This is a genomic window from Duncaniella freteri (assembly GCF_004766125.1).
GTDB classification, from domain to species: domain Bacteria; phylum Bacteroidota; class Bacteroidia; order Bacteroidales; family Muribaculaceae; genus Duncaniella; species Duncaniella freteri.
Window position 1 is genome coordinate 774,821 of sequence record NZ_SJSA01000001.1, and the last position, 12,035, is coordinate 786,855.

13 protein-coding genes are annotated in these 12,035 nt (G+C 50.8%); all 13 read right to left on the bottom strand.

All coding sequences use genetic code 11. From position 1 onward, the window contains the following. Window positions 1–1,506: a complex I subunit 4 family protein gene (locus EZ315_RS03285; RefSeq protein WP_135470586.1), complete on the bottom strand. Its 1,506-nt coding sequence runs from the start codon at window positions 1,504–1,506 to the stop codon at window positions 1–3. 30 nt (window positions 1,507–1,536) lie between these two features. Then, a complete protein-coding gene (gene nuoL / locus EZ315_RS03290) occupies window positions 1,537–3,507 on the bottom strand; it encodes an NADH-quinone oxidoreductase subunit L (protein WP_135470587.1) in 1,971 nt (656 codons plus the stop codon). Between the two features lie 7 nt (window positions 3,508–3,514). Beyond that, a complete protein-coding gene (gene nuoK / locus EZ315_RS03295; RefSeq protein WP_135470589.1) occupies window positions 3,515–3,826 on the bottom strand; it encodes an NADH-quinone oxidoreductase subunit NuoK in 312 nt (103 codons plus the stop codon). Window positions 3,827–3,841: 15 nt separating this feature from the next. Continuing rightward, window positions 3,842–4,357, bottom strand: a complete 516-nt coding sequence (locus EZ315_RS03300) for an NADH-quinone oxidoreductase subunit J family protein (protein WP_135470591.1) — start codon at window positions 4,355–4,357, stop codon at window positions 3,842–3,844. A 14-nt stretch (window positions 4,358–4,371) separates the two neighbouring features. Beyond that, window positions 4,372–5,091 carry a NuoI/complex I 23 kDa subunit family protein gene (locus EZ315_RS03305; protein WP_135470593.1) on the bottom strand — a complete coding sequence of 240 codons (720 nt, stop codon included), beginning with the start codon at window positions 5,089–5,091 and terminating at the stop codon, window positions 4,372–4,374. A gap of 34 nt (window positions 5,092–5,125) precedes the next feature. Next, window positions 5,126–6,010: an ATP synthase F1 subunit gamma gene (atpG, locus tag EZ315_RS03310; protein WP_135470595.1), complete on the bottom strand. Its 885-nt coding sequence runs from the start codon at window positions 6,008–6,010 to the stop codon at window positions 5,126–5,128. A gap of 53 nt (window positions 6,011–6,063) precedes the next feature. Further along, window positions 6,064–7,635 carry a F0F1 ATP synthase subunit alpha gene (gene atpA / locus EZ315_RS03315; protein ID WP_135470596.1) on the bottom strand — a complete coding sequence of 524 codons (1,572 nt, stop codon included), beginning with the start codon at window positions 7,633–7,635 and terminating at the stop codon, window positions 6,064–6,066. Between the two features lie 27 nt (window positions 7,636–7,662). Beyond that, entirely contained in the window at window positions 7,663–8,205 is a 543-nt protein-coding gene (gene atpH, locus EZ315_RS03320) for an ATP synthase F1 subunit delta (protein WP_135470598.1), read from the bottom strand. A gap of 26 nt (window positions 8,206–8,231) precedes the next feature. Continuing rightward, window positions 8,232–8,729, bottom strand: coding sequence for a F0F1 ATP synthase subunit B (gene atpF / locus EZ315_RS03325; RefSeq protein WP_135470600.1), 498 nt, complete (start codon window positions 8,727–8,729; stop codon window positions 8,232–8,234). Between the two features lie 19 nt (window positions 8,730–8,748). Further along, on the bottom strand, window positions 8,749–8,997 hold the full coding sequence (atpE, locus tag EZ315_RS03330; RefSeq protein ID WP_135470601.1) for an ATP synthase F0 subunit C: 249 nt from the start codon (window positions 8,995–8,997) through the stop codon (window positions 8,749–8,751). Between the two features lie 89 nt (window positions 8,998–9,086). Next, window positions 9,087–10,196, bottom strand: a complete 1,110-nt coding sequence (gene atpB / locus EZ315_RS03335) for a F0F1 ATP synthase subunit A (protein ID WP_135470603.1) — start codon at window positions 10,194–10,196, stop codon at window positions 9,087–9,089. A 14-nt stretch (window positions 10,197–10,210) separates the two neighbouring features. Next, on the bottom strand, window positions 10,211–10,444 hold the full coding sequence (locus EZ315_RS03340) for a F0F1 ATP synthase subunit epsilon (RefSeq protein ID WP_135470604.1): 234 nt from the start codon (window positions 10,442–10,444) through the stop codon (window positions 10,211–10,213). 59 nt (window positions 10,445–10,503) lie between these two features. Continuing rightward, entirely contained in the window at window positions 10,504–12,009 is a 1,506-nt protein-coding gene (gene atpD, locus EZ315_RS03345; RefSeq protein ID WP_135470606.1) for a F0F1 ATP synthase subunit beta, read from the bottom strand. Window positions 12,010–12,035 lie beyond the last annotated feature (26 nt).

Genomic DNA, 12,035 nt, shown 5'->3' on the forward strand with positions numbered 1-12,035 from the left:
TTAGTGCAGGCCAAGGACAGTGAATATCTCTGGGCTGAATGTGAACTTGATAAGGTCGGCAAAGAAATTGGGGAAGAATCCTATGCAGGCTACACTCACAATGAGTGTGGCTGTCGACAGGCGTTCCCACCACTTTGCATCGGTGAGTGACAGATGATGCTGGTCATATACAGGACCATACAGGAGCTTGCCAACCACGCGGAGGATGTAGACCGCAGTGGTGACTATCGAGCTGCATGCTACGATGACGAACACTCGGTGGAACAGATCGGTGTGCTGGAATGATCCGACAAATATAGTCATTTCAGCGACGAAGCCCGAGAGGCCAGGGAGTCCGAGGGATGCCATACCTGCAATCACATAGCAGACCGACAAATAGGGAAGAATCTGCATCATGCCTCCCATCTCACGGATGTCGCGAGTGTGAGTACGTCCGTATATCATACCGATAAGCGCGAAGAAGAGAGCAGTCATCAGACCGTGAGAAAGCATCTGCATGATGGCTCCGGTCATCGCTGTGGTGTTAAGCATTAGGATTGCGAAGAGCACCAGACCGCAGTGTGACACCGAGGAGTAAGCATTGATGTACTTAAGGTCGTTCTGCACACACGCGCTGAATGCACCATACACCACCGAGATACCGGTGAGAATGATAAATATCCAAGCGAGTTCATGAGCTGCATGAGGCATAAGATAGATGGCAACACGGAAACATCCGTAACCGCCAAGCTTCATAAGCACTCCGGCATGAAGCATCGACACTGCCGTAGGAGCCGATGCGTGACCGTCAGGTGACCATGTATGGAACGGGAACATAGCTCCAAGCACACCGAAACCTACGAATGTCATCGGGAAGAGGAACTTCTGCCATCCGAGGGAGATGGATTCATTCTCGACAATCTCAAGAATGTTCCATGTCAGAGGCTGACCCTCAGGTGCGGAATGATAGTATATACCTATGAGACCAAGCATCAGGAAAGCCGAACCACCCATGAGCATAAGTGTAAGCTTCATGGCTGAATAGTTCTTGTTGCCTGACCCCCAAACACCGATAAGAAGATACATCGGGATAAGAGCTACCTCATAGAACATGAACATTGTGAACAGGTCAAGAGATATGAAGAAGCCATACACACCGGTTGATAGGAGGATGAGCCATAAGAAGAATTCCTTGGGCTGGGCAATCTCCCAGGACGCAAAGCTTCCGGTGATCATAATGACACCTGTAAGTATGAGCATGGCGATAGATATACCGTCGACACCCACAGCAAGATGTATGTTAAGAGGTGCGAACCATTCCCACGACCCAAGATAGAGCATGGGGGCATCATTGCCGGCGGCGCGCAGCCCTAAGTAATCAACCAGAAGCCATATCGACAGTGCGGTGAGCGCGATCGAGCCGGTTACCGCCACGGCACGAATCTGCTTTATGTCGCGGCAGAGGAACAGCCCCAAGAGCATAATCAAGGGGATGACCACGAAATAGATTAATATATTTGAGAACATATCGTTACTATATTTGCTACATTAACATTATTACAGCACGCACACTGCGGCAATTACACCGAGCAGGACTGCTCCGATAAGGAACCACCACACATACATCTGAACTTTTCCGCTCTGAAGTCCCTTGATAGCTCCCGATGCCACATTGGTGACATAAGCGAATCCGTCCATAGTGCCATCGATGATATGACGGTCAAACCATGCGATAGGCTTACAGATGCTATCGAAGATAACCTTACGAGTGATCCAAAGATAGATCTCATCCCAATAGAAACGACGGTTGGCAGCAGTCCAGAGCCAGCGGCAGGAATCAGCCATACGCGCAGGCTTGTCGTTCTTCTTCATATACAGCCATGCAGCAAATGCTATGGCAAGGATAGCCACACCCATACTCATGCTTGCAATAGACCAGTCGATATGGATATGATACTCATGACCGTCAAAAGTAACGAGCTCACCGAAGGGCACCCAACCTGCCACACAGGATACAATGGCAAGGAACACCAATGGGAAAGCCATTGTGAAAGGCGACTCATGAGGCATGGAGGCATGATGACCGTGGGCTTCCTGCTCCTTCACTCGTGCTTCATAGTCGGGATTGTCCCACCAGAAGATAAGGAAGTACATACGGAACATGTAGAACGCTGTCATAGCGGCAACAATCATCATCCAGATTCCCCAGAAAGTACTGTTGGCAAAGCATGCTGTAAGAATCTCATCCTTTGAGAAGAATCCGGCAAAAGGCCAGATGCCTGCAATAGCGAGACAGCCGATGAGGAATGTGATATGGGTGATGGGCATATACTTACGCAGACCGCCCATGGCTGTATAATTGTTGGAGTGAACCGCATGGATGAGCGAACCGGCTCCAAGGAAAAGGAGTGCCTTGAACATCGCATGAGTGAACAGATGGAACATTGATGCCATGTATCCGAGACCCTCATGGATAGCCTCGCCATATTTGGAGGCAACACCAAGAGCCACCATCATGAACGCAATCTGCGAAATAGTGGAGAACGCGAGGATACGCTTGATATCGATCTGTGCACATGCCACACAAGCTGCATAGAATGCCGTGATAGCTCCGACAACAGTGATGAATGTCAGCGCAGCATCCTCAAGCATGTACAGCGGAAAGAGTCGAGCGACGAGATAAACACCTGCGACCACCATGGTAGCAGCGTGAATGAGTGCCGACACTGGGGTAGGACCCTCCATCGCATCGGGGAGCCAAATGTGAAGAGGAAGCATTGCCGACTTACCCATACCTCCGGTGAATATGAGAACCAACGCCCATGTGAGGACAGAAGCCCCCATGAATGTAGCTCCGCCGAATGACTCGAACACAGCCTGAGGATTCTGTGTCATCGGGAGGAAATCGAGCTGTTCGGTATAGAACGAGAGGATAAGGATACCTATAAGGAAACCGAGGTCGGCAAAACGAGTGACGATAAACGCCTTCTTACAAGCCGCAACTGCACTGGGCAATGTGTAGAAGAATCCGATGAGAAGGAATGATGAAGCTCCCACAAGCTCCCAGAATATATACATCTGGAAGATATTGGTGGCGACAACCAGACCAAGCATCGAGAAACTGAACAGCGACAGGAAAGCGTAATAACGCTGGAAGCCTTTCTCTCCATGCATATAGCCGAGCGAATAGACATGTACCATAAATGAAATGGTAGGGATGACTACAAGCATCAATGCCGAGATTGGGTCAAGAAGGAAACCTATCTTGATGGCAAGAGCAGGAGTGAACTGCAACCAAGTCTGATTGAACACAGTGTACTGAAGACGCGTAGTACCGTCAATGAATTCAGGAGCACCGGAGAACCAATATGTGAACGCAGTGTAATATGACAGGACAAGCACTGTGCCCATGCCGATAGTGCCGAGCGTGCCGGCCATCTTGTGGCTCATCTTCACGCCTGCAAGTCCCAACAAGAGGAACATGAAGAACGGAATAGCCAATATAAGTACAGGAATTGTTATATCCATATCGCTATTAGTGTTTCATTTTGGTTGTGTCGGCGACATCGATATCCTTGCTCACCCTGAACAGATTGATTATGATGGCTATGGCGAGCGCGGTCTCTGCGGCGGCAATGGCTATGCCGAAGAGCGTGAACATCCAGCCGTCATTGGTGCCGGGGAACAGATAACGGTTAAAGACGACAAAGTTAATATCGACAGCGTTGAGCATTAGCTCCAGCGAGATAAGCATAGCTATCATGTTGCGGCGGGTTAGGAAGCCGTAAACCCCGCAGCAGAACATCACCAGGGCGGGGACCAGATACCAAATTAATGTTATATCCATAATCGTATCGGGGGATTAACGTTTGCGGGCGACCACTACGCCACCTATAATACAAGCGAGCAACAACACACTGACAGCCTCGAACGGGAGCAGATACTGACCGTGACCGGTGCCGAGCATGGCTGTGCCTACCTCCTGCATAGTGGGGTTAGACATATCGGGGACTGAGGTGAACATGTCGGCGCAACGTGAGCAAAGAGCCCATCCGCAAGCACCGGCAGCAGCGATAGCTCCGACCAGACCGAGGGCTCGCTTGCGCGATTCAAGTTGCGCAGTGTTGTCACCCGGACGTGTGGTAAGGAGTATCGAGAATACAAACAGCACCACTATACCTCCGGCATAAACGGCAATCTGCACAGCCCCGAGGAACTCATAGTCGAGCTTGAAATAAAGCGCGGCTGTGGCAAAGAGGGTGAAGAGCAGATAGGTGGCAGCGCGAAGGATCTTACGCGTGGTGACAGTAAGTACCGAAAAGACGACAATCGCCACAGCGATTATCCAGTAACTAATTGTACTTCCTACTGATTCCATATACTGTAGATGATTTAGCTATTTGTAGCACCGTTCTTGGCTGCCTTGAGCTGGGCTGCCTTAATGATTGCGGCGCGAATCTTCTCAAGCTTCTCGGGGTCGGAAGCTGCGGCATCAAGAGCCTTTTTCTGAGCATCGTTAAGCTCAATTCCGGCAAGCGGGTCTGCATCGGCGGCAGACGCGTCGGACACCGCTGCCTTTTTAGCCTCTGCGGCTGCGATCTTAGCTTCCTTTTCAGCCTGCATCTTGGCGATCTGCTCTGGGGTGGGCTTAGGCTCCTCCTTCTCGGGAAGATAATTGAGTTTCTTGACAAGCTTTCCGCGGGTGAACACTGCCTGCTCGAAATCATTGCTGAACTCAAGCGCGTCAGTAGGACAGCCGCACACACACAACTGACAGAATGTGCAGCTGCCGAGATCGTACATATACTTGTCGAGTTTCTTTTTCTTCTTGCCATCCCAGGTCTCTACCTGCTTGATGTCAAGATTGATTGTACCATTGGGACATACGCGCTCGCAGGTGCCGCAAGCGATACACTTGTGGTTGCCCTGATCATCATACTTGAGCGTAAGCACCGCACGGAAGCGGTCCGCCACTGGAAGATTGTCGCGGTTGTCGGGGTACTCTTCGGTAATCTTGGGGGTGACAAATTCCTTGCCGGTGACCGACATACCCTTAATAAGGCTTGCGATACCCGACCCGAGATTGGAGAAATAGTCTTTTACACTACCCATGTTGAAGGATTGGCTATTGAATATTGGTTTTATTCTAATTTTTCACCTGACCGCCGATTATATCGAGCAGTTCGGTGGTTATGCTCTGCTGGCGCAGCTTGTTATATTCAAGCTGAAGCTGTTCGAGCAGGTTCTTTGCATTGTCGTTCGCGCTCTGCATTGCCATGATGCGTGCCGCCTGCTCGGAAGCACGGTTTTCAGTAAAGATCTCCTGCATCACTGAAAGCAGGAACATCGGAAGCACCGAACGGAATATGGATGCGGCATCAGGTTCAAACAGGTAAGGGCGACACAGAGCTTTCACACCTTCGGCGGAAAAAGTCGACGCATCTACCGGAAGGTATTGCTCATAACGCACTCTCTGTCGGCTCACACTCTGAAAGTTCATATACAGAAGCTGCACAGTATCAAGCTCTCCTGAGAGGAAACGATCGCTGAGCATACCGGCGAACCGCTTTATGACATCCGGACCACACTTAGAGTTGACACTCTCGTCATTTACCTCTGTGATGTGATGATCAACGAGCTTGGCTACAGCCTTATGTATCTTGCGTCCGACCGTGAAGATGGTGAAATCTATATCCTCGCCCCATTTCTCGCGACACTCTCTAAGACGCACGAGCAAGTCCTTGAAGATATTTATATTGTAACCACCACACAATCCGTCGTCAGAACCTAATACCACTATCCCAACACGCTTCACTTCGCGCTCTTCTGTAAGAGGTGACGAGAACTCTGCATCAGCTGAGAGCAGATTGCCGATGATTGTCTCGATCTGGCTGCGGAATGGAAGAAGCCGCCGCAGGTCGGCCTCGGCACGGTGCATCTTGGCAGATGAGATCATCTTCATAGCTCCGGTGATCTTCTCACTGGATGCCACAGAACCGATGCGTCCTTTAAGTTCGCGAAGTGTTGCCATGTATTGGAAGGTGGGATGAGACTTTTATGTCTGTTTAATCTTTTTAGATTTCGTTACTTGTAAGCCCCGGCTACTTCGGCAGCCGCCGAGGTGAGCTTCCCGATGATGTCATCATCAAGCTTGCCGGCGCGTATAGCGTCCATGGCTTCAGGATGCTTGGCATGCATGAGCTGGAGGAAGTTTTTCTCGAACTCAGCCACTTTCTCTACCGGGACATTCTCAAGAAGTCCGCGTGTGCCGCAGTAGATGACTGCTACCTCATCCTCTACAGCCATAGGGGAATATTGGGGCTGTATGAGCAGACGCTCGTTCTTTCTGCCCTTGTCAATCACGCGTGCGGTTACAGCGTCGATGTCTCCGCCAAACTTGGTGAACGATTCGAGCTCACGGAACTGAGCCTGGTCGATCTTCAGAGTGCCCGCAACTTTCTTCATTGACTTGATCTGCGCGCTACCGCCCACACGCGACACTGAGATGCCCACATTTATGGCAGGACGGATACCACGGTTGAAGAGTGCGGTCTCAAGGAATATCTGACCGTCAGTAATTGAAATCACATTGGTAGGAATGTAGGCTGACACGTCTCCCGCCTGAGTCTCGATGATAGGAAGCGCGGTCAGCGAACCTCCACCCTTCACCTTGTCCTTGAGTGATGCGGGGAGGTCGTTCATGTTAGCTGCCACCTGCTGATTGTCGATAATCTTGGCGGCACGTTCAAGCAGACGGCTGTGCAGGTAGAAGATATCACCAGGATATGCCTCACGTCCTGACGGACGCTTGAGCACGAGCGAGATCTCACGATATGCCACAGCCTGCTTGGAGAGGTCATCATAAACGATGAGAGCGTCACGACCGGTGTCGCGGATGAACTCGCCGATAGCCACTCCGGCAAACGGAGCATAATAACGCATTGATGCCGAGTCGGACGCAGTGGCTGCAACCACTACAGTATAGTCGAGCGCGCCATGCTGACGTAGAGTCTCAACGATAGCTGCTACCGATGAAGCCTTTTGACCGATGGCGACATAGATACAGTAGACGGGCTTACCCTCTTCAAAATTCTTACGCTGGTTGATGATAGTATCGATCGCCACGGCAGTCTTACCTATCTGACGGTCGCCGATGATAAGCTCGCGCTGTCCGCGACCTATGGGCACCATTGAATCGATGGCCTTAAGTCCGGTCTGAAGCGGCTGCTTCACAGGCTGACGGAAAATCACACCTGGAGCCTTACGCTCAAGAGGCATAGGCAGAAGCTCGCCCGATATGGGACCACGACCATCTATAGGTTGTCCAAGCACATTGATCACACGCCCAAACACGCCGTCGCCGACGTTGATTGAAGCAATTTCACCGGTGCGCTTGACGGTCATGTTTTCGGTGACCTTATTGACGTTGTTGAGGAGGATGACTCCGACATTGCTCTCCTCAAGATTGAGAGCCACGCCCTTGACGCCGTTCTCGAACTCAACGAGCTCGTTGGCGCATACGTTGTCGAGACCGTACACATGGGCTACGCCATCTCCCACTTCAAGGACGATGCCGGTTTCTTCAAACGACACCTTAGAGTTGACATTCTCCAACTGTTGCTTCAGTACCTGAGAAATCTCGCTTGGGTTAATCATTGGTAAGACTGATTGTAAAATGTGGGATTAGTTTAAAAGTTTCAGACGCAGCTGCTTGAGTTCGTTGGCAACGGACGCGTCAAGTTTCTCGTTGTCAATGCTCACCTGGAAGCCTCCTATGAGATCAGGATTTATCAGATGATTATACTCCATAGTAGCCGAGCCGAGGTGTCGCTGGATGAGCTGTTTCAGCCTCTTCTCCTCAGCCTCCGCCATTGGTGCGGCAGAAGTGACAGTGACGAGGCATATGTTATGCTCCCGGCGATAGATCTTAAGATAAGCCAAGGCTATGTCGCGTGCCATATCAAGGCGATTGTTGTCAGCGAGCAGCTCCATGAAACGTGTCATGGCGCTATCGCCCTCAGTGGAGCCTGAGGCTGTTGTGAGCAGCTGTATCTTGTCACGGCGCGAGACATATGGATTTCTCACAGCCTTGACAAGAGAAGGCTCTGAAGCAAACGCCTCGGAAAGAGCCTGCATACGCTCAAACACGAGTTTGTCGCAATCGTGCTCCGATGCATACTCAAAAAGAGCCTTTGCATAGCGGCTGGGGATTAGACCTTGGTTCATTGCTTAAGATTAGTAGGGGTGAAATCTTAGTTCTGTTTCTCGATTTCGTCGAGCAGAGAGTTGACAAGCTTCTCTTGAGCCTTCTCCTCTTTCAGCTGGTTGCGCACCACCTTCTGGGCGATGTCGAGAGCAAAGGCTGAAACTTCGTTGCGGAATTGCTCTTGAGCAACCTTGCGTTCCTGCTCGATTGTCAGTTTGGCGTTGTCCATCACCTTTTTTGCTTCAGTCTGAGCAGCAACGCGGGCCTCCTCGATGATCTGAGTCTTCATCTTATCGGCTTCACGAAGCATATCAGCCTGCTGGCGACGGGCTTCTGCTATGTATTTATCCGCCTCTTCGCGGGCATGGTCAAGCTGTTCTTTGGCACTTTGAGCATACTCCACACCCTTGTCGATGAGGTCGGCACGGTCGGATACTCCCTTCATAATCGCGGGCCAGCCCCACCGCCACAGTATGACGAAGAGGATGGCGAACGATACGAACATCCAGAATATCAGGCCAAAATCAGGCGTGAATAGTTCCATAGCTGGGATTTGCCAAAGATTAGCCTACGAACATTGCAAGTACGCAGACGATGACAGCGAAGAGAGCAACGCCCTCGATAAGAGCTGCGATCACGATCATGTTGCTTCGGATGTCACCAGTCGATTCGGGCTGACGGGCGATTGCCTCCATGGCTGCGCCACCGATCTTGCCGATACCGAGACCGGCAGCGATTGCTGCGATTGCTGCACCGATGCATACACCAATGCCAAGAGTTCCTTCGATAGCTGCTAAAATCATTGCTAACATAACTGTAGAATTTTGAGAGGTTATTTTTTAGAGATAATTATTCTTGGATTTATTACGATCATTTCAGTAATGACACCTGACTTACGGTCTCATGGGTTATGCGGGACTACCGCTTTTTCTGTTGCCTCATGCTTTTCATGCCCCTCTTCCTGCCCGAGAGCTATGAACAGGGTTGAAAGCATCGTGAACACATATGCCTGTATGAAACTTACAAGGACATCTATACAGAGCATGAACACCGAGAATATCACCGACACCACTGCGGTTGCACCGGACACTACCGGACCCATTGCCGCAAAGATAAAGATGAGAAGAGTGAGCACGATCACTATCATATGTCCGCCCATCATATTGGCGAAGAGACGCACAGTCAATGCCGCAGGCTTGGTGAACACACCGAAAACCTCTATAAGGGGCATAATCGGCAGAGGGTATTTAAGCCACCATGGTACATCGGGATTGAATATCTCTTTCCAGTAATGCTTAGTGGCAAAGATATTTGTGATGAGCAAGGTCATCAATGCAAGGACGAGAGTGACCGCGATATTGCCGGTGAGATTGGCTCCACCGGGGAAAATCACTATGAGTCCGAGAAGGTTCATTATGAGAATGAAAAAGAACACTGTCAAGAGGTAGGGAGCAAACTTGCCTGCCTTGTTCTTGAGTGTGGGTTTGATCACACCGTCATACACAAAGAGAATGACCAACTCTAAGGCTCCGACCATCCTGCGGGGACCTTTCATCCCCTGGGTGCGATGCCAACGAGCCACTGACAGGATGCTCCATACACAAAGTATGACTGCGATAAACACACCGCAAACGTTCTTTGTGATTGAGATATCCACAGCCGGCTTTACCTCCTGACCATTGATTATCTCAACAATCTTTCCCTTGTAAGGGCTGTCGGCTCCGGCAATCTTGAACTCTGCATTACCGTCACGATATACATCGCCGTGCGTGACACGTGACGAAGAGAACACATGCAATCCGTCAGAGCCCCATACTATCACCGGGAGAGGGATACGCTTGTGGTGATTGAACGGGACTTCCCATCCATAGCCGTCACCAAGATGCTCAAAGATTATAGCCTGAGCATCGATACCCTCTTTCTCCCCGCTGTCATGACCGGAAGCCATGGCTGATGCCGGAGCGACAAGAGCGATGAGCGCAAGAACTATTGTTGTGAAAATCTGTTTCATCGTCGTCAAGAGGGTTAATATATACACACCGACACTATATCGCTGTCGACATCGACAATACCACCTTCTATTTTCACAGAATGCTCCCCATCGGCCGAGGTGTAGCGTACAGTGCCGGGAGTAAGGGTGGATATTAGAGATGCGTGACCGGGAAGCACTGTGAAAGCCCCCATAGTCCCGGGCAGATGTACCACAGAGGCATCACCCTGGAACATAATGTCATCAGCTGAAATTATCTTAAGTGTCATCGGCTTGTTATGATTCTTAGAATGTTGACTTTTTGAGGAAAGATGCTGTCACATCCGGATCAAGCTCCCACCTCGGCAAGAAGCTTCTTGCCTTTGGCGATAGCATCATCGATTGTGCCTACATTAAGGAATGCCTGCTCGGGCAGATCGTCCACCTCGCCGGCAAGAATCATCTTGAAGCCTCGGATAGTCTCGCTCAGAGGCACCATCACGCCCGGCAGACCGGTAAACTGCTCTGCCACATGGAACGGCTGCGAAAGGAAACGCTGTGCGCGGCGAGCACGAGCCACGACAAGTTTATCCTCATCGCTGAGCTCGTCGACACCAAGGATGGCGATGATATCCTGAAGCTCGTTGTACTTCTGAAGGAGCTGTTTTACAGCTTGGGCAGTATTGTAATGATCCTCACCTATGATGTTGGGATCGAGAATACGAGATGTGGATTCCAATGGATCTACAGCAGGATAGATACCAAGCTCAGTGATCTTACGTGACAACACTGTAGTGGCATCAAGGAAGCTGAATGTAGTGGCGGGAGCGGGGTCGGTCAAGTCGTCGGCTGGGACATATATAGCCTGGACCGATGTGATTGAACCGTTCTTTGTGGATGTGATTCGCTCCTGGAGTGCACCCATCTCTGAGGCAAGTGTAGGCTGGTAACCAACAGCCGACGGCATACGTCCGAGAAGAGCGGACACCTCCGAACCAGCCTGAGTGAAACGGAAGATGTTGTCGATGAACAGAAGGATATCCTTACCTCCGCCATCCTGATCGCGGAACTGCTCAGCCACGGTAAGACCTGAAAGAGCCACACGCAGACGTGCGCCCGGAGGCTCGTTCATCTGTCCGAACACGAGTGCGGCCTGCGAATCCTTCACCTGCGACATATCCACGTCGGCAAGATTCCATTCGCCTTTTTCCATCCCTTCCTCAAATTTTTTACCATACTTGATAACGCCGCTCTCAATCATCTCGCGGAGAAGATCGTTACCCTCGCGTGTACGCTCTCCCACACCAGTGAACACCGAGAAGCCGTTATGCCCCTTGGCGATATTGTTGATGAGCTCCATAATGAGCACTGTCTTGCCCACGCCTGCGCCTCCGAAGAGACCGATCTTGCCACCCTTGCTATAAGGCTCAAGAAGGTCGATCACCTTTATACCGGTATAAAGAATCTCCGTGCCGATTGTAAGGTCATCGAACTCGGGGGCTGGCTGATGTATGGGGCGCAATTCCGTGCGATCGAGAGCGGGAAGACGGTCAATGGCATCACCGATGACGTTGAGCAGACGACCTTTCACCTGATCGCCGGTGGGGACAGCAATCGGACGCTCAAGATTGTCAACACGAGCTCCGCGCTGGAGACCGTCGGTACTCTCCATAGCCACACAACGTACGGTCTTTTCACCGATATGCTGCTCCACTTCGAGTATCAGTTCGGTGCCGTCGGGGCGCACTACTTTGAGAGCAGTGTAGATGGGAGGGATGACATTGCCATCGCCGTCAAACATCACGTCGACCACAGGTCCGATCACCTGGACGATTTTGCCATATTTTTCACTCATCGCGATTGTCTTTAATTAGATTGCGG

What these genes read in the sequence shown, in the direction of transcription:
- EZ315_RS03285 (WP_135470586.1), bottom strand. Translation starts at nt 1,506, where the DNA reads ATGTTCTCAAATATATTAATCTATTTCGTGGTCATCCCCTTGATTATG.
- nuoL (WP_135470587.1), bottom strand. Translation starts at nt 3,507, where the DNA reads ATGGATATAACAATTCCTGTACTTATATTGGCTATTCCGTTCTTCATG.
- nuoK (WP_135470589.1), bottom strand. Translation starts at nt 3,826, where the DNA reads ATGGATATAACATTAATTTGGTATCTGGTCCCCGCCCTGGTGATGTTC.
- EZ315_RS03300 (WP_135470591.1), bottom strand. Translation starts at nt 4,357, where the DNA reads ATGGAATCAGTAGGAAGTACAATTAGTTACTGGATAATCGCTGTGGCG.
- EZ315_RS03305 (WP_135470593.1), bottom strand. Translation starts at nt 5,091, where the DNA reads ATGGGTAGTGTAAAAGACTATTTCTCCAATCTCGGGTCGGGTATCGCA.
- atpG (WP_135470595.1), bottom strand. Translation starts at nt 6,010, where the DNA reads ATGGCAACACTTCGCGAACTTAAAGGACGCATCGGTTCTGTGGCATCC.
- atpA (WP_135470596.1), bottom strand. Translation starts at nt 7,635, where the DNA reads ATGATTAACCCAAGCGAGATTTCTCAGGTACTGAAGCAACAGTTGGAG.
- atpH (WP_135470598.1), bottom strand. Translation starts at nt 8,205, where the DNA reads ATGAACCAAGGTCTAATCCCCAGCCGCTATGCAAAGGCTCTTTTTGAG.
- atpF (WP_135470600.1), bottom strand. Translation starts at nt 8,729, where the DNA reads ATGGAACTATTCACGCCTGATTTTGGCCTGATATTCTGGATGTTCGTA.
- atpE (WP_135470601.1), bottom strand. Translation starts at nt 8,997, where the DNA reads ATGTTAGCAATGATTTTAGCAGCTATCGAAGGAACTCTTGGCATTGGT.
- atpB (WP_135470603.1), bottom strand. Translation starts at nt 10,196, where the DNA reads ATGAAACAGATTTTCACAACAATAGTTCTTGCGCTCATCGCTCTTGTC.
- EZ315_RS03340 (WP_135470604.1), bottom strand. Translation starts at nt 10,444, where the DNA reads ATGACACTTAAGATAATTTCAGCTGATGACATTATGTTCCAGGGTGAT.
- atpD (WP_135470606.1), bottom strand. Translation starts at nt 12,009, where the DNA reads ATGAGTGAAAAATATGGCAAAATCGTCCAGGTGATCGGACCTGTGGTC.